Raw genomic sequence first — 19,713 nt, 5'->3', positions numbered from 1 at the left:
GGCATCCAAGGAGAGCAAAGTGGGCAAGCTGCTGCCGTTGATCGGAACGCCGTCCGGTTCGCATCCCGGCGGCCGGTCCGCCATGACCTGTCGATTCCGGTGTGGTGACGCCTGCTTCCACGAGGTGCCCAACACCAGCTCCAACGAGTACGTCGGTGACGTCATCGCGGGCGCCCTCAGCCGCCGTTCGATGATGCGCGCCGCCGCCGTCGTGACCGTCGCCGCCGCGGGCGCGGGGGCCGTGGGCGTGGCGGGCGCGCCGTCGGCCCGGGCGGCCGCGGCGGCCGGAAAGGGCCACGGGCACGGCAGCACGCCGACGGGTGCGCGCGGGCTGCGCTTCACGCCCGTGGCGCCCAACACCGAGGACGCCGTCGTCGTACCGGAGGGGTACCGCCAGGACGTCGTCATCCGCTGGGGCGAGCCGATCCTGCGCGGGGCGCCCGCCTTCGACCCGGAGAAGCAGACCGCCAAGGCGCAGGCCGGGCAGTTCGGATACAACAACGACTTCCTCGCGCTGCTGCCGCTGCACGGTGAGCACGGCCGGCAGCTCCTCGTGGCCAACCACGAGTACACCGACGAGGTGCTGATGTTCCGGGGCTACGACCCCGCCAACCCGACCCGTGAGCAGGTCGAGATCGCGTGGGCCGCGCACGGCCTGTCCGCCGTGGTGGTGGAGGAGGACCGCAGGAGCGGGAAGCTGACGCCCGTCCCCCGTCACCACCTCAACCGGCGCGTCACCGCCACCACCGAGTTCCGGCTCACCGGGCCGGCCGCCGGGTCGGACCTCGTCAAGACCTCCGCCGACCGCAGCGGCACGAAGGTGCTCGGCACCCTCAACAACTGCTCCGGCGGCACCACCCCCTGGGGCACGACCCTGCACGGCGAGGAGAACTTCAACCAGTACTTCGCCAACAGCAGCCGGGCGACGGACAAGCGGTACGGCATCGGCACCGGCGCCACCGAGCGCAAGTGGGAGCGCTTCGACAAGCGGTTCGACGTCGCGCAGGAGCCGAACGAGGTGCACCGCTTCGGGTACGTCGTCGAGCTGGACCCGTACGACCCCACCTCCACGCCCCGCAAGCACACCCTCCTCGGACGCTTCAAGCACGAGGCGGCGACCGTGCGGCTGACGCAGGACGGGCGTCCCGTCGTCTACACCGGTGACGACGAGCGGTTCGACTACTTCTACAAGTTCGTCGGCAGCAAGCGGATGAAGCGGGGCAACAGCCGCAGCGTCCGCGAGCACAACCTGTCGCTGCTCGACGAGGGCACCCTCTACGTCGCCAAGCTCACCGGCGACTCCGCGGCCACCGACATCGACGGCAGCGGAAAGCTCCCGGCCGACGGCGAGTTCGACGGCAGCGGCCGGTGGATCCCGCTGGTGACCGCCACCGAGGACGGTGCCGTCTCGCACGTCGAGGGCATGACCGCGGAGGAGGTCTGCGTCTTCACGCGGCTCGCCGGTGACAAGGTCGGCGCGACGAAGATGGACCGCCCGGAGGACATCGAGCCCTCCCCGCACACCGGCAAGGTGTACGTCGCCCTCACCAACAACTCCAACCGCGGCGTCGGTTCCAACGCCAAGGCCGACGAGGCCAACCCGCGCAACGCCAACAAGCACGGCCACGTCCTGGAGCTGACCGAGCGCTGGAACCGGGCGGAGAGCACCACGTTCGCCTGGTCGCTGTTCCTCGTGGCCGGTGACCCCGAGGACCCGTCGACGTACTTCGCGGGCTTCCCGAAGGACGCCGTCAGCCCGATCTCCTGCCCGGACAACGTGGCCTTCGACGACCACGGCAACCTGTGGATCTCCACCGACGGCAACGCCCTCGGCACCCACGACGGCCTCTTCGGCGTGGCGACGAAGGGCGACCGGCGCGGTGAGCTGAAGCAGTTCCTGACCGTCCCCAACGGTGCGGAGACCTGCGGCCCGGTCATCCAGGACCGGCGCGTCCTGGTAGCCGTGCAGCACCCGGGCGAGATCGACGGCGCCTCGGTGGAGAAGCCGGCCAGCACCTGGCCCGACGGGCCGGGGAAGATCGTGCGCCCGGCGGTCGTGGCGGTGTGGCGCGCGGACGGCCGCGACATCGGCGTCTGAGCGTGACGCCCGGCGCCGTACGGCGGTACGGCGCCGGGTCACTCACCTCCGTGCAGCGTGAGGTCGACGACCAGGGCACGGTGGTCGGTGCCGGCCAGGTCGAGGAAGCGGGCGCGGTGCGCGGCGAAGTCCTCCGACACCAGTACGTGGTCGATCTGCACACCGAGCGTCGGCGCGGTCCTGGACGGCCAGGTGGGCGTCCGGTCGGCACCGGCCAGGCGGGCCGCGTCGCGCAGGCCGGTGTCGAGGATGCGGCGGAAGGCCGCGTGGTCCTGGGAGGCGTTGAAGTCGCCGGCGAGGACCGTGGGGGTCCCGGTGTCCTCGGCGGCGACGTCGCGCAGGGCGTCCAGCTCGTCGCGCCACAGCCCTACCTGGTCCGGCAGCGGTGGCATCGGGTGGGCGAGCTGGAGCCGCACGGCGTGGCCGCGGACGTCGGCGACGGCTCCGGGCATGCCCATGGTGGCGGGGACCCCGGGACCGGCCTTGAGCGGGAATCTGCTGAGGATGACGGACCCCTCGGAGCCGCCGCCCTCGACGGCCCGGCGGTGGGGGTAGTCGGCGGTGAGTTCCCGCCGTAGCGCCGCGTCGCAGGTGTACTCGCACTCCTGTACGAACAGGATGTCCGGTTTCTCGCGGCCCACCGCGGCGATCAACGAGCTCGTGCCCTGTCCGAACTCGACGTTCGAGGTCAGTACCCGCACCTCGGCGACGGGAGGCCCGGCGGGCTCTCCCGTCTTGCCGTACGGCTCGATGAACCAGGCCAGCAGTCCGAGCAGGACGACTCCCCACACCGCCCCGGTCCACCACCGGGCGAGCAGCGTCAGCAGCAGCCCGGCCCCGGTCGGCACGAGCAGCCACGGCAGGAAGGCGAGCAGTTGCGGCACCGGCGTGATGCCGTCGCTGTCGGCGATCCGGCAGCCGACGATCACACTCACCCCGGCGAACAGCAGCCCGGCGCACCGGGCCCCGAACCGCCGGCCGGCCCGCCGCCCCCGGGCAGGGGCGCGCGAGTCCGTCCGCTCACCGGTCACCGTGTCCGTGTCCAAGTCCCGGCCTTCCGCTCGCGAGGGGCGACGCCCACACCTGAGATGCCCGAATCCTCCCTCAAAGACGGGGCGCACGGGCGGAAAGTTGCGCCTCGGGGCCGCTCAGGACGAGGCGTCCGCGTGGAACTCCCGCACGACCTCGATACGCCCCACGATGTGCCGGTTGAACTCCGCCAGTTCCTCGGCCGGCACCCACAGCTCCAGGATCGTCTGACCGCCGGCCTGACGTACGGGGTAGCGCTCCAGGAACTCCGCGTCGACCTCGAAGCGCGTGACGTAGCCCGAACCGGACGCGGGGACGTTCCAGTCACGGGCGATGCGGACGGCGTAGTCCTCGTTCAGGACGGGATAGAAGATCGGCTGCTCGGGCAGGCGGGGTGGCCAGGCCGTCCAGCCGGAGGCCTGCACCAGGGCCAGTTCCTCGGGGCCGGTGGGGCGCCAGAGGGTCGTCGTCGTGCGCATGGACGGTGACGTTAGCCGCGGGCGCGGCGCCGGGCGACGGGATTATTACCCCGCCGTGCGGCTCAGAGCCGGGCCCGGGTGGGCCGCGGTGCCGTCGGGTCCGCGGGCTGCGCGGGTACTCGGCGGCGGCGCAGGGCATGGCCGTACCGGCCCGTGAGCCAGGAGGCGAGGGCGACGGTCAGGCCGAGGGCGACCAGCAGCCAGGAGGCCGCGCGCAGCGTGGCGGTGAGGGCGTCGTAGACGGCGCCCGCGGCCGGGCCGTGCACCGTGCCGGGCAGTTCGGCGAGGGTCAGCCGACGGCCCACCATGACGGCGACGGCGAGCAGCGCGCCACCGACGGCCGTGCCGATCCCGGTGGCCGTGACGGCGCGACGGCGGCAGGCGGCGACGGCGATGCCGGCGACCGCGAAGACGACCGCCGTGAGCGGCAGCCAGAAGGCGGCGACGGCGAGCACGTCGTAGCCCTTCCGCAGCCGGTCCACCTCCTGGGCCGGGAGCACGGTGACCGCGGTGTGCCGGACCGGGATGCGGTGCGCGAAGGGCACGTGGTCCCGGGCCAGCTGGTCCTTGACCCGCGCCGTGACCGGGGCCAGGTCCACGGTGACGGCGCCGCCGTCCGCCCGTTCGTCGCGCAGGGCACGCAGCACGGCGTCGTGGACGGTCCGGTTGGCCGCGTCCCAGCCGGCGCGGAAGGCCTCGGTGCGGGTGAACGACCGGGTCGCGTCCTGCACGAAGACCCGCAGGGTGCCGTCCGTCGCGCCGGCGTCCATCTCGGCCATGACCCCGTCGCCCACCCTGTCGGCGACCGCGTCCCGCACGTCCGGGTCGGCGGCGAGCGGCGCCATGGCGGAGACGTACCGGCCGGTGTCGGCCAGCCCGTACGCCGCCCAGGCCGCCAGCGTGCCGCACGGCGCGAGCAGGCAGGCGAGGGCGATCAGGACGGCCGACAGGGCACTCCGAAGACGTGGGGGCACGTTTCCAGGCAAGGCCCCCCGGACGGGGTGCGCGAGCGGCGTGACTGCATATGGGCGTACACCGCGGACCGAACGGGCGGCACGGCTCGCCGTTCGTCAGGAGACGCGGCGGCCCTCCGCGTCCTCGTGCGTGTAGTAGCGGTAGAACAGCACCGCGAACAGGGCTGCGCCGATCACCAGCGACAGGCCCGTGGACTTGAGCACGCTCGCCCCGGTCTGGCTGTACAGGAAGCCGAACGCGATCCCGGCGAACGCCGCCCACGCGACCGCGTGCAGTTCGCGGCGCAGCCGCTGGGCGATCGCCCGGACCGCGACGTACAGCACGGCGAACACGAGCGCGGTCAGGAAGCCGAACAGCAGGTTCCACCCGGTGATGGGCCCGGCGTCACGCCGGTTGGCCGCGGCCCAGTAGCCGTAGACGAGCCCGAGGACGACAGGTACCGCCCACCTCGCGACCGCGTGGACCCCGGGGCCGAAGACGTCGGGTGTCGAAGGGCCTGGCCTGGTCGTGCCGCCGATCGCGGGTGCCGTGTGAGCCATGGGAGCACTCCTCTCTCCTCGCCCCGACTACCAGCGGACACCGGGGCGGCCCGGCAGGCAAGTCAGGATGCGGGCCGGACCGGGCCGTGTTTCGCTGAGGCTCGTGAGGGGTCGCGTCCTGAGGCCGGTGAGCGGCCGACCGGGGCGGCCCGGCCGGCCGCTCGGCACGGGTGCCGAGGACGTCGCGTACCGGCGGCAGTTCCTGCGCGTCCGCGGCCGGAGCGTCGCCTGGGTGCCCCCGCTGCTGCTGTTCGTCGGCATCGTGCTGGCCGACCTCGGCACCGGTGGCGGCTTCCGGGTGATCTCCTGGATCGTGCTGGTGCCCGGCATCTCCGCCGCGATCTGCGGGGTCTGGGGCACGGTCGCCTTCGGGGTGCTCGCGGTCCTCGGCTACGTCGCCGTGGACGGCGCGTGGCCGCACGAGTACCAGAGCGGGCTGCCCGACTTCATCCTCGTCGCCGTGGGCAGTGTCCTCGCCGTGCTGGCCTGCGTGGTCCGGGTCAGCGGGGAGTCCCGCATGCTGCACATGCGGGACATCGCCGACACCACCCGCCGCACCGTGCTGCGCCCGTTCCCGCCCGGCTGGGGCGGCCTCGACCATGCCGGTGTCTACCTCTCCGCGGACACCGAGGCCCGGGTCGGCGGGGACTTCTACGACATCCAGCCCGGCCCGCACGGCACCCGCGTCCTCATCGGCGACGTGCAGGGCAAGGGGCTGGGCTCGGTGGAGACGGCTGCCGCGCTGCTCTGCACCTTCCGCGAGGCCGCCTACCACGAGCCGGACCTCGCCACGGTGGCCGAGCGGCTGGAGATCCGTATGGTGCGCCACCGCGGGCACACCGCGGCCCTGGGCCGCTCCGACGGCGACCGCTTCGCGACCGCCGTGCTGATCGCCTTCCACGAGGACCTGCCCGACGCGGTCGAGGCGGTCGTCTTCGGCCACGAGCCGCCGCTCGCGGTCGGCCCGCAGGGAGTCCGGTCCGTGCCGGCCCGCAGTGGGCTGCCGCTGGGCCTGCGGGAACTCGTCCCCGGGTCGTCGGCGCCGGTGCAGCGGGTGGCTCTCGCCCACGACGAGACGCTGCTCATGGTCACCGACGGGGTGACCGAGGCCCGCGACGCCACGGGATGCTTCTACCGGCACGCCGACGCGGTCGCCCACGCGGTCGCCGCCGACCCCGGCAACGCCGAACCGCGGCGACTGGTCGACCTCGTCCGCGACGGCACGCTGCGGCACTGCGGGGGCCGGCTGGCCGACGACACGACGGTGTTCGCGGTACGACGACTGGCGGGCTGACCACCTGGTGGGGCCGGGCGGGCGCCTGGGGGCGTGGCGTCGTCGGGTGTCGTCGGGGCTGGTCGAGGGTTGCCTCGGTCTTGTGCGGGGTGGGTGCCCTGGTGCCTGGTGGGTTCGGGTGGGCGACTGAGGCCGTGGTGTCGTCGGGGCTGGTCGAGGGCTGCCTCGGTCTTGTGCGCGGTGGGTGCCTTGTTGCCTGGTGGCCGGGCGGGTGCCTGGGGGCGTGGCGCTGTGGAGCCGGCCCGGTGCCTGGAGGCGTGGCGTCGTGGGGCTGGCCCGGTGCCTGGGGGCGTGGTGTCGCCGGGTGTCGTCGGGGGCTGGTCGAGGGACGCCTCGGTTCGTGCTCGGCGGGGTATCGGTTGCCTGGGCGCCTGGTGGGATCGGTCGGGCGTCCGAGGGTCTGGTCGGGGGTCCACCTCGACCTCGCGCTCGGTGGGGTGTCTGGGTGCCTGGCGTGTTCGGCCGGGCGGCGGGGCGGAGCGTACGGCCGGGTGGCCGGGGGTGTCGGTGTGGTCGCTCGGGTGCCCGGTGGGGCGGCGAGTATCAGCCGGGGGCCCCTCTTTGCAGCCGCAGCGGTTACGGTGCTGCCGTACGTGATCGACAGGGGGAGGGGACATGCCCGGAACCGTGCTGCTGCTCGCGGCATCGCCCGTGGGCAAGGGGTGCCTGGTGGACGCGGCGTCGGTGCTTCCCGTCCTCGCGGCCGTGCCGCCCGCCGTGCTGTCCGGCACGGACACCGCGAACGTCGTCGAACTGGCCGACCCGCTGGAGCCGCAGGCGGTCCTCACCCGGCTGCGCGCCGCGGCGACGGCCCCCGGCCCGCTCACGGTGTACGTCACCGGACAGCTCCAACTGGACCGCCGCCAGCGCCTGCCCCACCTGGCGCTGGCCCGCACGACCCCGGCGACGGTCCGCTACACGGCCCTGCCCTGGCACTGGATCCGCGAGGAACTGCGGCTGCGTCCGACCGGGGCGACGACGCTGCTGCTGGACCTGCACGCGGACCGGGAGACCTGGGAGTGGCTGCGCGCGCACCCGCTCGACTCGGGGCGCAACAACGCCGTTTACGGTCGCATCGCGCCGCCGCCGTCCCGGCGGACCGTGGCGGGACCGGCGTACATGCGCAACATCGCGACGATCCTGCGCAGCGGGCACCGGCCGCCGCCGGAGCAGCTGCACCAGCAGGCTCTGGCCCGCGTCGCGGCGGAGGGCGGGGCCACCGGGGCCGACCTGGTGCTGACCGCGCCCGGGCCCCTGCCGGACGATCCGCACGCCGTCATCGCCGACGCCGTCCGGTCCGGGCGGCACGCCGACGCCGAGGCGCTCGCCGCACACCACGAGCGGGCCGCCGCGCAGGCGCACGGTCCGGCGTCCGAGGACGCTCTGCACTGGACGGAGGTCCGGGCGGACCTGGCGATGTTCGCGGGAGACCCGGTGCGCAGCTGCCGCGCCTGGCTGGCGGTGGCCACCGCCCGGCTGAACGCCGGACAGGCACCGGACGCGCCCGCCGTCGAGGCGGCCGTCGACCGGGCCCACCACCAGTGGGGGCGGATCGGCGACGCGGCAGCGGCCCGTGAGCTGGGTGCGGCACTCGCCGAGCTGCGCGGCCGGGTCCCGGGCAGACGCGAGGGCGCGCTGGACCACGTGCAGCGCGAACTGAACCGGCTTCAGACACAGGGCTGACGCCGCCCTCCCCGTACCGATCCCCATCGAGCCCGACGGCGCGCCCGCGCGCGCACCGTGCACGAGGCGTACGGACCCTCCCTTGTGCGCAACGGCGGTGTCATGATGGTGAGTTATGGCTGAGGGGGACAGTGTGGCGAACCGCGGCATACGGGTGCGTCTGGACGACACCGCGACCGAGAGCGACATCGGCGCCCTGCGCAAATGGCTGGAGCGGGAGAAGCCGCTCGACGAGCTCGTCCGCGCGGGCGAGCTGCGGATCCACGAGCAGCGCCGGACCGACGAGACCGGGAGCCCGATGGGCGCCGGCATGGACATCGTCATGGTGCTGACCGGGGCGGCCGCGAGCACGGTCTTCCAGGAGGTCCTGGACCGGGTCAAGCGGGCCGTGACGGCATGGCGGGACAACCGCCGCGAGGTGGAGAACGGGGAGTCGCCCGGGGCCCGTGTCGAGCCGGTGAACACCGACGACAGGTGACCCGGTGGCAGACGTCGACCCGCGTGGGCTGGTGAACCGGGCGCTGCTGGTCGGGGTGTCCGAGTACGACCTCACGGAGCCGCCGCACGGTGTGCCCGGCGACCTCCCCGCGGTGAAGCACGACCTGAACCGGCTGCAGGAGGTGTTGCAGCGGGGCGGGGTGTTCGGCGAGCGGGAGATCACCGTCGCGCGGTCGCCGTCCCTGGACGAGTTCAGCCGGGCGCTGCGCACCGCCGCCGACGAGGCCGAGGGCCTGCTGCTGCTCTATTTCGCCGGGCACGGCGCCATCCCCAGTGCGGGCGACGAGCTGTTCCTGCAGATGCGCAACGCGAGTGTCGTCGCGGGCGGGCACGCGGTGTTCCCCGGCGCCGAGATGTTCACCACCGTTCTGACGGTGCTCGCCACCAGCCGGGCCCGGAGGGTCGTGGTCGTCCTCGACTGCTGCTTCGCGGGCAACGCGGCCTGGATCTGGGAGACCTTCCCCGACAAGCGGCGCGTGCTGCTGCTGATGAGTGTGCAGGCCAACCACCGTATCGACGCGGGCGACCCGCGGACGCCGACCCCGTTCACCGAGGAGCTGTGCCGGCTCCTCGACGTGGACGGAGAGGTGCGCTTCAGCCATCTCGCCGACGGGCTGCGCAGACGGATGGCCGAGGCGGGGCGCAAGACCGTGCGGGGCGACGACTGGGAGCCGCAGAGCCGGAGCGTCCCCGACGAGGACGTGCTGGTGTCGGCACGGGCGGCGCGGCCGCCGGGACGGACACCAGCACCGCCCCCGCCCCCGCCGCCCCCGCCTCCCTGGTCCGGCACCGCCGCCCGGCTCCGCGCGTGGGCCGCGGCGGGTGCCGCCCTCCTCCGCCGCGTCCTGCCGAGCGGTCCGCCCCGCCCGCCCACGCTCCGCGCCGCCCTGCTGAGCGCACTGGCCGTCGCCGCCGTGGGCGTGGGGTACGGCATCGTCGTGTCAGCCGGCGACGACGCGTCCTGCGCCCCGCCCCTGGAACTGCGCGTCCTGACCGACCCCGACCTGGAGCCGACCGTCCGGGCCGCCGCCGACGCCTACCTCACCTCGGACGGGAACACCTCCGGCGCCGGCTGCCGCCGCAGCGGCATCACCGTCTACAGCGCGGGTGCCGCCGACGCGGTCACGACCCTGCGCGGGCAGACCGGCGCCTGGCAGGAGCCGCACGACGACGACGTCAACCCGCAGCGTGACGTCGGTCCGCAGCCGGACGTGTGGATCCCCGCCTCCCGCGCCGACGTGGCCCGGGTCGTCCAGGGACAGGACACGGACGCGGTGGCCGCCCTCCAGGCGGACGACGACCCGCTCGCCTACTCCCCGATGGTGCTGGCGGTCCCGCAGAACCTCGCCGCCGAGTCGCTCGACGAACGCCGCGGCCCCACGCTCAACGCGATGATCGACGCCCTGCGCGAGCGCGACGAGCAGGCCGAGGTGCGGCGCCCCGACCCGGAGTTCACCGACACCGGGCTGCTCGCCACCATCGGCCTGTACCGCACCGACCCCCGGGACCCGGGCCGCGCCGAACGCCGCGTCGTCCAGCCGGGCCCGCCCTCCCCCACCGCCGCCGACCTGCTGTGCACGTTGCCCGACGACGACGCCGTGGACGACCGCACCGCGGCCCTGGTCCCCGAGTTCCTGATGAAGAGCGGCATCGGCTGCGACAGCGCGCGGCGCACCCCGCGCATCGCCCAGTACCCCGTCGACGTCCCCGGTCTGGAACCCGTCTTCGTCCGTGTCCGCTGGCAGGGCGCCGAACGGGACGAGGCCGACCGGGACGAGGCGGCCGGGCGGTTCCGCAGCTGGCTGACGGGGGAGCGGGGGCAGGAGGTGCTCGCCCGGGACGGCTTCCGCTCGGCCTCGGGCGAACGGCCGCTGCTGGACACGGAGGACGTCGCCGAGGGGGTGCTGCGCGATCCGTCCCCGCTCACCGAACCCGCCGGCCGGGACGCGATGGAGGCGGCACTGGCGGGCTACCGGGGTGCCAACGGGCCCGGCCGGGTGCTCTTCCTGCTCGACAGCTCCGGCTCGATGGCCGGCCAGTGGGACGGGCCGAGCGGCGGCCCGGGCCTGCTGAAGCAGTCACTCGGCGGGCTCGGCGACCAGGACCAGTACGGCGTGTGGGCGGTGTCGGGCACGGGCGAGGACACGTACGACACCGTGCTCCCCTTCGGCCACCACACCCGCAGGGACGCCGAGCGCGCCATCGACGGCCGGGCCGAGGTCGAGGACGCCGAGGCCGATCCGTACGGGGCGCTGCGCGCCGCTCTGGACGTCATGGAGCGGCGCGGCGCCGAGGAGGAGCGGCCCGACCTGGTCGTCTACGTCACCGACGACGAGGACGCGGCCCGGCTCACCGGCGACCGCCTCGACCTCGTCGTCGGCCAGGCCCGTGCCGCCGAGGTGCCGGTCACGATGGTGTCCCTCAAGAGCGGCGGCTGCGACCCGGGGAAGCCGGACGCCCGGATCTCCGGGGCCAGCGGCGGCCGGTGCCTGGACGCCGACGACGACCTCGGTGCCGCCCTGCACGACGAGGTCGCGCGCACCGGAACGGGGGAGGACTGATGCGCAGCCGACGGCTCGCGGCCCTGCTGGCGTCGCTGTTCCTGCTGCTGCCGGCCGCCTGCACCGGCGGCGGGGACGGGCCTTCCGCGGCCCCGTCCACCGACGTGCCCGGCGACATCGTGATCGCCAGCGGCCGCGACGTCACCGGCAGGAACGGCATCCGCGAGCGGCTCATCGAGGCATGGAACGACAAGTACGAGAAGGCCGGATACCGGGCCCGGCTGGTGGAACTCCCCGGCAGCGCCGACGAGCAGCGCAGCCAGCTGCTCGGCGCCCTGCAATCGGGCAGCGCCGCCTACGACGTGGTCAACCTCGACGTCACGTGGGTACCGGAGTTCGCCGCCGCGCGGCTGGTCCGCCCGCTGCCCGAGGAGCTGGTCGACGAGGACGTCATCGAGTCCGTGGCGAGCACGGCCCGGTGGGACGGCGACGTGTACGCCGTGCCCTTCAACAGCGACGTCGGGCTGCTCTACTACCGGCGCGACCATCTGCGGCAGGCGGGCGTCCACCGCACCGACCTGGACGGCGGCATGGACTGGCAGCAGCTCGAAGAGCTGATCAACACCCTCAACGACCACAAGCCCGCCGGGTACGAAAAGGGCTGGACGACCCAGCTGGCCGCGTACGAGGGCCGCACCGTCAACGCCGTGGAGGCGTTCGCGTCGACGGCCGAGGACTTCGCGCTCACCGACGGGGAAGGGCACTACGACGCCACCGTGGACGAGCTGGCGAAGGGCATCGACGAGCTGCGCCGCCGCACCGGTCAGCCCTACGTCCTCCCGGACGCGGTGCGCTCCGACGAGGCGTCCTCCCTCAGCGACTTCGCCGCGGGCCGCACCACGTTCCTGCGGCACTGGCCGTACGCCTACCGCACCCTGCACCAGTCCTTCACGGGTGACCGGCTCGGCGTGACCGCGCTGCCCGGCCGGGCGGTGCTCGGCGGCCAGAACCTCGCCGTGACGGCCGGCTCCCGGCGGGCGGACATGGCGACGAAGCTGATCGAGTACCTGACCGGCAAGGAGAGCGAGCGCTGCCTGCTGGACGCGGGGTTCGCGGCGACGCGCTCGTCGGCGTACACGCAGGACGGCGTGCGGTGCACGGTGGGTGCGGCGACCCCCTCGGCGACTCCGACGGGGGAGAGCCCGGACACCGTGCCCCGGGACCCCGCCGGGCGCCCGGCCTACGCACGCGGCACCCTGCTCCCCGCGCTCCGGCAGGCCGTGCCCCGCCCGCGCACGCCGCTGTACGGCGCGTTCACCCAGACCTTCACCGCGCAGTTGGGCGCCCTGTTCACCGAGCATCCGCCGGGCGATGCGGAGCTCGCCGAGGAACTGGACGAGGCGTTGCGCAGGGCGCTGCCGGACTGAGCACTACGGCCGCGAGGACCCGGCGCCGGCCGCCGGGACGAAGGACACCGACCGGACCGCGGGGGCGGTGGGAGCCGACGGGGCCGACGCGTCCGGTGCGCAGCGGTCGCGCGGACCACCGACGACCTGCTGCTGTCCGCCCCCGCCGGCCGGCCGTTCCTCCGCCGCCCGTGCCGGGCCCATGTTGGCGGCCAGCACCAGGGCGGCCACGGCCGCGACGCCGGCGGCGAGGCCTCGGGTGTACCGCTCGGCGGAGCGGATGCGATCGGGCACGGCGTCCTCTGCAACATCGTGTTAAGCGCGCTTAATCCGCGGTTTAACCTAGGGGCGTCGAAGCCGAACGGCAAGAGGCGCTGGGGGAGTTGGCAGTGGGGGACCGTGAAGACCGTGGAACCATCGGACGCCGGGTGCAGCGCCTGCGCGTCGAACGCGGGATGACGCAGCGGCAGCTGGCGGAGCCCGCGTACACGCCCGCCTACATCTCCACGCTGGAGGCCGGTCGCGTCCGTCCCTCCGACGAGGCGCTGCGGCATCTCGCCGAGCGGCTCGGCGTCGGCTACGAGGAGCTGGCCACCGGGCGTCCCGCACGGCTCGCCACCGATCTGCGCCTCAGGCTCACCGAGGCGCAGCGCACACTCGCCACCGGGGGCGCCGAACAGGCGGCGGAGCAGTACGGCGCGCTGCTCGCCGAGGCGGAGACGCACGGCCTCACCGAGGAACGGGCCGCCGCCCTGCTCGGGCTCGGGGAGTGCGCCGTGGAGACCGGCGAGCTGGTGGCGGGGCGGCGGTACTTCGAGCGGGCCGAGGAGTGCCTGGCCGACGCGCCGCTGCCGGCCCGCGTCCCGGCGCTGCGCGGGCGCGCCCTCGCCCACTACCTCGCCGGTGAACTCCGTTACGCCGTCTACCTGCTGGAGTCCACCCTCGACGAGCTCAACCGCGGCGGTCTGCACGACCCCGACGCGCTGCTGCTGCTCTACGCCAGCGTCATCGGCCCCTACATGGACATGGGCGCGCACGCGCGGGCCGCCCAGGCCGCCGAGCTGGCCCTCGCGCTGGCCCCCGGCGCGGGCGATCCGGCACTGGTGGCCCGCATGCACCGCTCCGTCGCCCGCACCCTGCTCGCCGAGGGCCGCCTCGCCGAGGCCGACGCCTCGCTCGCCAAGGCGGCCGAGCTGTACCGCACGCTCCAGCTGCGCACCGAACTGGCCAACTGCCACTGGATGCGCGGGTACGTCTGCGCCCAGAACGGTGAGCTGCCGCGGGCGGAGGAGGAGTTGCGCGAGGCCCTCGGCATGCTGTCCGCCAGCCGCGCCGCCCTCTACAGCAGCCAGGTCGCCGTCGAGCTGGCCGACGTACTGCACCGGCGCGGCAAGTCGGAGGAGGCCGCCGCGCTGCTGCACGAGGTGCTGGACGACCTGTCCTCCGAGCGCGGTGCGGTGCACGCCGCCGGCGCGCACCGGCTGCTCGGCATCATCGCCGAGGACGCCCGGGACACCGAGTCCGCCGAGGAGCACTACGTCCGCGCGCTCAGCCTGCTGGAGCGGGCGGGTGCCGCCGGCGACCTGGCCGACCTGTGCCGGCTGCTGGGAGACCTGCTGCGCCGCACCGGGCGGGTGGAGGCGGCCCTGGACGCGTACCGGACGGGGCTGGGGCACCGTACGGCCCCCGGCACCACGACTCTCGGCCCCGCGCCCGCACAGCCTCCCCTGTGAGGAGTCACAGGCGGGCCACAAGCGGCGCCGGTTACCTGTCACGGGCACACCGGACGAGCGGGACGAGGCGCGTGGACGATCAACGGACTGCGGCCGAGCGGACTGCCGACGGCCTGCGGCTCGCCCTGCGCGCGCTCGTGTACGCCGTGCTCGGCGGTGCCGCGCTGCTCGCCGTCGTGACGGTGGCGTCGGTGCTCGGCCCGACCCTGGCGCTCGACCTCTACACGCCGGCGGTGGCGGCCTGGTGGACCGTGTTCACCGCCGTCGTCGTCCAGGGCGTGCCCTTCCTGCTGCTCGGCACGGTCGTGTCGGCGGCGATGGGGGCGTTCGTGCCCGACCGGGTCTTCCGCCGCCTGCTGCCCCGCAACCAGGCCCTCGCCGTGCCGGTCGCGGGCGCGGCCGGGGTGGTGCTGCCCGGCTGCGAGTGCGCGTCGGTGCCGGTGGCCGGGAGCCTGATGCGGCGCGGCGTCGCCCCGGCGGCGGCCCTGGCCTTCCTGCTGTCGGCGCCCGCGATCAACCCGGTGGTGCTGGTGGCGACGTCGATCGCGTTCCCGGGACAACCGGCGATGGTCGCGGCCCGGCTGGCGGCCTCGCTCGCGGCGGCGGTGGTGATGGGCTGGCTGTGGGCCCGGTTCGGGCGCCAGGAGTGGCTGCGGCTGCCGAAGGGCCGCGCGTCCGGGCCCGCCGCGTCGGGCCTGGCCGGCTTCCTCGCCGGGCTGCGGCACGACTTCCTGCACGCCGGAGGCTTCCTGGTGGTGGGCGCCGGGGCCGCGGCCACCTTCGGCATCGCCGTGCCCCGGTCCGTGCTGGACGTCTTCACCGGCTCCGCCTGGGCGGGGGTGCTGCTGCTCGCGGTCCTGGCGGTGGTGCTGTGCGTGTGCAGCGAGGCCGACGCGTTCGTCGCGGCCTCGCTGAGCGGCTTCTCGCCGACGGCGCGGCTGGCGTTCATGGTGGTGGGCCCGATGGTGGACCTGAAGCTGATCGCGTTGCAGACCGGCACCTTCGGCCGGGCGTTCGCGGTGCGGTTCGCGTCGGTGACCTGGGTGGTGGCCGTGGCGAGCAGCGTCCTGGTGGGGTGGTGGCTGCTGTGAGGCGGTACGGACCTGCGGTCCTGCTCGCGCTGACCGGCGCGGCGGTGCTGCGCATCTCGCTCTTCGGCGAGCTGTACCTGCGGTACGTGCAGCCGGGGCTGCGGCCCTACCTGATCGTCTCCGGAGCCGTGCTGGTGCTGCTGGCGGTGGCGACCGCCCTCACCGCGCGGCGCCCGGCGACGGACGCCCAGGACGCGCACGGCCACGGCCACGGCCCCGCCGGTCCCCGTGTCGCCTGGCTCCTGACGCTGCCCGCCCTGGCCCTGCTGCTGTTCCCGCCGCCCGCCCTCGGCTCCTACAGCGCCGAGCGCGAGGCGGCCCGGCGTGCGGCGCAGGGGGTCGGGACCTTCCCGGCGCTGCCGTCCGGGGACCCGGTGGAGCTGACCCTCGCCGAGTTCGGCTCCCGCGCGATCTACGACAGCGCCCGGTCCCTGACCGGCCGCACCGTCCGCCTGACCGGCTTCGTCACCCACGGCGACGACGGCACCTGGTACGTCACCCGCCTCCAGGTCTCCTGCTGCGCCGCCGACGCCACGACGGGCAAGGCCGAGATCCGCGGACGGGCAGCGGCCGACGCCCCGCCCACCGACACCTGGGTCACGGTCACCGGCACCTGGCACCCCGAGGGTGGGCTCGGTACGGACGCCGCCTGGCCGCCGGTTCTCGACGCGACGGACGTCCGCCGGGTGGCCCAGCCGGCGAACCCGTACGAGAAGCGGTAGCGCCTGCCGCCGCCCGGTCGGTGACCGTCACCGGCACTTGGCGCGCTGAGGTTCGGCTCGGTACGGGCGTCGTCCGGCCGCCGATTCTCGACGTGGCGGACGTGCGTCGGGTGGTCCGGTCGCCCGGGGCCGTACGAGAAGCGATAGCGCCTGCCGCCGCCAGGGCGGTGACCGTCACCGGCACTTGGCGCGCTGAGGTTCGGCTCGGTACGGGCGTCGTCCGGCCGCCGGTTCTCGACGTGGCGGACGTGCGTCGGGTGGTCCGGTCGGCGGGGCCGTACGAGGGGGCGGTGAGGCCCGGTGTCGGAGCGGTTTCGCCCGGTCGGGCACGGGTAGTCGAGGCTCGTCTCCGGGCAGGTGACGCATCCCGTCGGCGTCCTGTTCCGGAAGCCCGTCGACGTGGCCGACCGCGGCAGCGAAGGAGGCGGTGGGCGTGCGGTCCAGCGACGACCCCCGGTGGACCCCTGACGTGGCGGGTGCCGCCGAGCTGATCGCCGAGGGGGTCCGGGGCACCCCGCCCCGCGAGGTGCCGGGACGGCTGTGCGCGATGGCGGTGCGGCTGCTGCCGGTGACCGGCGCCAGCGCGTCGCTGCGCAGCGACGGCGTCCCGGTACGGCTGTGCGCCAGCGGCGAGCGGGCCTCCTACCTGGCGGAGATCCAGGCGACCCTGGGTGACGGTCCCTGCGTGCGGGCCGGCGAGACCGGCGCCCCCGTGCTCGCCTGCGACCTGACCGCCGGGGCCGACGCCGGCCGCTGGCCCGTCTTCGCCCAGCAGGCGACGGCCGTCGGGGTGCGGGCGGTGTACGCGCTGCCGCTGGGCGACGACTCGGTGTGCGTGGGCACCCTCGACCTCTACCGCGACACCCCCGGCCGGCTCACCGGTGCCCAGTTGCGCACGGCACGGCTCGTCGCCGCCGTCATGACGTCTGCGCTGACGGCGCTGCCCCGCGGCGAGGAGTACGACCCCCTCGGCGGGGCGGGCTGGCTGAACGGGCTGGCCGACGACCACGACGAGGTCCACCAGGCCGTCGGCATGATCATGGCCCAGCTCGGTGTCGGAGCCGACGAGGCCCTGGCCCGGTTGCGTGCCCGCGCCTTCGCCGGGGGCCGCACCGCCCACGACGTGGCCCGCGAGGTCGTCACCCATCGCCAGAGATTCGACCGGGACGGCTAGCCGGGCGCCGACACCGGGGCCCGTACGCCGGGACCCCACGGTCAGCGGCCTGCCCGCCGGTGCCGGCACGGGACCCGCACGGCGCTACTCCCGCACCGGCGTCCGTACACCGAGCCCCTGCACTGCGGTCTCGTCACCGATGCAGGCCCCGCACGGCAGTCCGTACCGGTTCCCCTGAGGGTTCGCTGATCCTGCACTGGCGTTCCGTCATCGGTGCAGGTCCCGCACGGTGGTGGCCCGTGCCCGTTTCCTGGGGGTTGGTTCGCCGATCCTGCACTGGCGTCCCGTCATCCGTGCGGGTCCCGCACGGTGGTCCGGCGCCGGTCTCCGCGCCGGTCTCCCGGCACCCACGTCCGCGCCGGTACAAGGCCCGCATCGGGGGCGGCCCGTGCCGTTCCCCGGCATCCACGTCCGTACCGTTCCCGGACACCGGCGCCCCACCGGCGCAGGTCCCGCCCCCTCTACACCTGCACCCGTCCCTGCCGCCGGATCTCCGTCAGCCGTGCCGTGCCGACCTCCACGGCCCTCCAGACGGCCTCCTGCGTCACCTCGCCGACACCGCCGTTGGTCAGGCTGATCGCGTCGTCGCCGAGGCGTACGGCGGCGAGGTCCATGGTGAGGACGACGTCCTCGGCGTGCACCATCACCCGCAGGCCCCGGCCGACGTCCCCCACTTCCGGCAGGGGCATGTCGCTGACCTGCACCTCCAGGTCCTCTCCGCCCTCGGTCGTGGCGGTGAACCGCCCGCAGGTGCTCGACAGCGTCTCCAGCCAGGTCAGCGTCCGGTCGAGGTCCGCCGCGCGGTGGGCGGTGATCCGGTAGTGCAGCTGGGTGCCGTCGACGCCTTCGTCGAGGGCGGCCGTCGCGCGGGGATCCGGGGCGGCGGCGAAGACCTCCTCGGTGTAGAGGACGTCCAGCAGCCGCTGGCACTCGGCGTGGTCGGTGGTGGCCTTGAGCAGCTCGTCCCGCCAGGTCGCGGCGCCCTGCGTCTGTTCCCACGACCCCCCGAGGTCGGCCTCCGTGATCAGCGCGGCCCGCGCCTGGTCCCGGGTGAGGGCGGGCGGCACGGCGGGCGACGGGAGCGCGGCCGGGGACTGGGCGGTCGCCGGCGGGGTCGCGGCGGGGCGGGCGCTGTCCAGCCCCCCGGCGTAGCAGGCGGCCACCGTCAGGCCCAGGGCGGCCGACAGGGCGAAGGCGAGGAACGGGCGGGCGGCCGGGGTGCGATGCATCGGGGGGTGCCTCCTGGGGTGCCGGGACGGCCGGGGCCGGTCGAGACCGGTCAATATCGGACAAGTCATTCCACGGCAACACCACCTTCACCCCACCACCAGCGCGCCGATCCGCCCGGGCGGGCGACCACCGACCGGGCGAACGGCACGGGAGGCCGTGCGCGCGGCCCGGGCCGCGCGACCGGGCCCGGGCCGCGGCACCGAGCTGTGGGAAGCCGCCCGCGTCCGCGTAGGGTCACGGGAAAAGGCGCCCCGCGGCAGTGAAGGAGCCCTCGCCGTGACCACCGACCAGCCCGTACCGGTGATCATCGACTGCGACACCGGCATCGACGACGCCCTGGCCCTGCTGCTGGCGGTCCGCCACCCGGGCCTCGACCTGCGAGCGGTCACCTGCGTGGCCGGGAACACCGACGTGGACGGCGTCGTACGCAACACCCTGACCGTGCTGGAGCAGGCAGGCGCCCCCGAGATCCCCGTCGCCCGGGGCGCCGAACGCCCGCTGATCGAGGCCGTGCGCACCGCCCGGCACGTGCACGGACACGACGGCATGGGCGATCTCGGCCTGCCCGCGCCCGCCCGTACCCCGGCCGACGTGGACGCGGTCGCGCTGCTGCGCCGGGAGATCCTCGCCTCCCCGCGCCCGGTGACCCTGATCCCCACCGCGCCCGCCACCAACATCGCGCTGCTGCTGCGCACCCACCCGGAGGTCACCTCGAACATCGAGCGGATCGTGTTCATGGGCGGGGCGGTGGCCACCGGGAACGCCACACCGGTCGCCGAGTTCAACGTGTGGCACGACCCGGAGGCCGCCGCGATCCTGCTCAGCGCGGGGGTGCCGATCACCATGTACGGGCTGGACGTGTTTCAGCGGGTGATCGTGCCGGGCCCGGACGTGCGCCGGCTGCGCGCGAGCGCCGAGCCGGGCACCCGCCTCGCCGGTGAGCTGCTCGCCCACCGCGGGCCCGCCACCGACGAGACCGACCCCGGCGGCGGCCTCGGCGACGCGGGCGCGGTCTGCGCGGTCGCCGACCCGGAGGGCCTGACCACGCACCGGCTGCCCGTGGAGGTGTCCCTCGCTCCCGGTCCGGCACGCGGTCAGACGATCGTCGACCGCAGGGCCCGCCCCGGCGAGTCCGAGCTCCACGAGGGCACCCGCGAACAGCCGCTGGTGGACGTGGCGCTGGAGGTCGACGTGGCACGGTACGTGAAGCTGTATCTGGCGGCTGTCGAACGCTAGAGCGGTACGGGCCCGATGAGGGCCG

17 protein-coding genes are annotated in these 19,713 nt (G+C 74.8%); 11 read left to right on the top strand and 6 right to left on the bottom strand.

Annotated features, from left to right (window positions below; translation table 11 throughout):
- Positions 1-19: 19 nt before the first annotated feature.
- Positions 20-2,098 carry a PhoX family protein gene (locus IE260_RS06320; protein WP_189869477.1) on the top strand — a complete coding sequence of 693 codons (2,079 nt, stop codon included), beginning with the start codon at positions 20-22 and terminating at the stop codon, positions 2,096-2,098.
- A 38-nt stretch (positions 2,099-2,136) separates the two neighbouring features.
- Here the strand turns inward: IE260_RS06320 and IE260_RS06315 are convergent, their stop codons facing one another.
- The 4 genes from IE260_RS06315 to IE260_RS06300 form a co-directional block, all read right to left on the bottom strand.
- Positions 2,137-3,144, bottom strand: a complete 1,008-nt coding sequence (locus IE260_RS06315; protein ID WP_189869476.1) for an endonuclease/exonuclease/phosphatase family protein — start codon at positions 3,142-3,144, stop codon at positions 2,137-2,139.
- 102 nt (positions 3,145-3,246) lie between these two features.
- A complete protein-coding gene (locus IE260_RS06310; RefSeq protein WP_189869475.1) occupies positions 3,247-3,606 on the bottom strand; it encodes an ADP-ribosylation/crystallin J1 in 360 nt (119 codons plus the stop codon).
- Between the two features lie 62 nt (positions 3,607-3,668).
- On the bottom strand, positions 3,669-4,580 hold the full coding sequence (locus tag IE260_RS06305) for a hypothetical protein (protein WP_189869474.1): 912 nt from the start codon (positions 4,578-4,580) through the stop codon (positions 3,669-3,671).
- 96 nt (positions 4,581-4,676) lie between these two features.
- Positions 4,677-5,120: a hypothetical protein gene (locus IE260_RS06300; RefSeq protein WP_189869473.1), complete on the bottom strand. Its 444-nt coding sequence runs from the start codon at positions 5,118-5,120 to the stop codon at positions 4,677-4,679.
- 67 nt (positions 5,121-5,187) lie between these two features.
- Between IE260_RS06300 and IE260_RS06295 the strand changes: the two genes are divergently transcribed.
- The 5 genes from IE260_RS06295 (at position 5,188) to IE260_RS06275 (ending at position 12,523) form a co-directional block, all read left to right on the top strand.
- Complete coding sequence (locus IE260_RS06295; protein ID WP_189869713.1) at positions 5,188-6,414, top strand: PP2C family protein-serine/threonine phosphatase; 1,227 nt, start codon at positions 5,188-5,190, stop codon at positions 6,412-6,414.
- 615 nt (positions 6,415-7,029) lie between these two features.
- Positions 7,030-8,097, top strand: a complete 1,068-nt coding sequence (locus IE260_RS06290; protein WP_189869472.1) for a serine/threonine-protein kinase — start codon at positions 7,030-7,032, stop codon at positions 8,095-8,097.
- 115 nt (positions 8,098-8,212) lie between these two features.
- Positions 8,213-8,575: a hypothetical protein gene (locus tag IE260_RS06285; protein ID WP_189869471.1), complete on the top strand. Its 363-nt coding sequence runs from the start codon at positions 8,213-8,215 to the stop codon at positions 8,573-8,575.
- A gap of 4 nt (positions 8,576-8,579) precedes the next feature.
- Entirely contained in the window at positions 8,580-11,156 is a 2,577-nt protein-coding gene (locus tag IE260_RS06280; protein WP_189869470.1) for a caspase family protein, read from the top strand.
- Positions 11,156-12,523 carry an extracellular solute-binding protein gene (locus IE260_RS06275; protein ID WP_189869469.1) on the top strand — a complete coding sequence of 456 codons (1,368 nt, stop codon included), beginning with the start codon at positions 11,156-11,158 and terminating at the stop codon, positions 12,521-12,523. Before IE260_RS06280 ends, IE260_RS06275 begins: the two co-directional genes overlap by 1 nt.
- Before the next feature lie 3 nt (positions 12,524-12,526).
- On the opposite strand, the gene IE260_RS06270 is transcribed toward IE260_RS06275, so the two are convergent.
- Entirely contained in the window at positions 12,527-12,796 is a 270-nt protein-coding gene (locus tag IE260_RS06270; RefSeq protein WP_189869736.1) for a hypothetical protein, read from the bottom strand.
- Positions 12,797-12,891: 95 nt separating this feature from the next.
- Here IE260_RS06270 and IE260_RS06265 point away from each other — a divergent pair, with 95 nt between their 5' ends.
- From IE260_RS06265 to IE260_RS06250, 4 genes are all read left to right on the top strand, one after another.
- A complete protein-coding gene (locus IE260_RS06265; RefSeq protein WP_189869468.1) occupies positions 12,892-14,235 on the top strand; it encodes a helix-turn-helix domain-containing protein in 1,344 nt (447 codons plus the stop codon).
- A 71-nt stretch (positions 14,236-14,306) separates the two neighbouring features.
- On the top strand, positions 14,307-15,326 hold the full coding sequence (locus tag IE260_RS06260; RefSeq protein ID WP_189869467.1) for a permease: 1,020 nt from the start codon (positions 14,307-14,309) through the stop codon (positions 15,324-15,326).
- A complete protein-coding gene (locus tag IE260_RS06255) occupies positions 15,323-16,048 on the top strand; it encodes a TIGR03943 family putative permease subunit (RefSeq protein ID WP_189869712.1) in 726 nt (241 codons plus the stop codon). The genes IE260_RS06260 and IE260_RS06255 overlap by 4 nt, the downstream gene beginning before the upstream one ends.
- Before the next feature lie 433 nt (positions 16,049-16,481).
- Entirely contained in the window at positions 16,482-17,222 is a 741-nt protein-coding gene (locus IE260_RS06250; RefSeq protein ID WP_229880455.1) for a GAF and ANTAR domain-containing protein, read from the top strand.
- Positions 17,223-17,683: 461 nt separating this feature from the next.
- Here the strand turns inward: IE260_RS06250 and IE260_RS06245 are convergent, their stop codons facing one another.
- The gene (locus IE260_RS06245) at positions 17,684-18,451 is read right to left on the bottom strand and encodes a hypothetical protein (RefSeq protein ID WP_189869466.1); all 768 of its coding nucleotides are present in this window, start codon (positions 18,449-18,451) and stop codon (positions 17,684-17,686) included.
- Between the two features lie 277 nt (positions 18,452-18,728).
- Here IE260_RS06245 and IE260_RS06240 point away from each other — a divergent pair, with 277 nt between their 5' ends.
- Positions 18,729-19,688 (top strand): nucleoside hydrolase, encoded by a 960-nt coding sequence (locus IE260_RS06240; protein ID WP_189869465.1) that lies wholly within the window; start codon positions 18,729-18,731, stop codon positions 19,686-19,688.
- Positions 19,689-19,713: the final 25 nt, after the last annotated feature.

This window comes from Streptomyces viridiviolaceus (assembly GCF_014650995.1).
In the GTDB taxonomy this organism is placed as follows: domain Bacteria; phylum Actinomycetota; class Actinomycetes; order Streptomycetales; family Streptomycetaceae; genus Streptomyces; species Streptomyces viridiviolaceus.
The sequence above is the reverse complement of the archived record's forward strand: the minus strand, read 5'-3'. Positions and strand labels throughout refer to the sequence as shown.

What these genes read in the sequence shown, in the direction of transcription:
- IE260_RS06245 (WP_189869466.1), bottom strand. Translation starts at nt 18,451, where the DNA reads ATGCATCGCACCCCGGCCGCCCGCCCGTTCCTCGCCTTCGCCCTGTCG.
- IE260_RS06295 (WP_189869713.1), top strand. Translation starts at nt 5,188, where the DNA reads ATGCGGGCCGGACCGGGCCGTGTTTCGCTGAGGCTCGTGAGGGGTCGC.
- IE260_RS06310 (WP_189869475.1), bottom strand. Translation starts at nt 3,606, where the DNA reads ATGCGCACGACGACGACCCTCTGGCGCCCCACCGGCCCCGAGGAACTG.
- IE260_RS06290 (WP_189869472.1), top strand. Translation starts at nt 7,030, where the DNA reads ATGCCCGGAACCGTGCTGCTGCTCGCGGCATCGCCCGTGGGCAAGGGG.
- IE260_RS06285 (WP_189869471.1), top strand. Translation starts at nt 8,213, where the DNA reads ATGGCTGAGGGGGACAGTGTGGCGAACCGCGGCATACGGGTGCGTCTG.
- IE260_RS06275 (WP_189869469.1), top strand. Translation starts at nt 11,156, where the DNA reads ATGCGCAGCCGACGGCTCGCGGCCCTGCTGGCGTCGCTGTTCCTGCTG.
- IE260_RS06300 (WP_189869473.1), bottom strand. Translation starts at nt 5,120, where the DNA reads ATGGCTCACACGGCACCCGCGATCGGCGGCACGACCAGGCCAGGCCCT.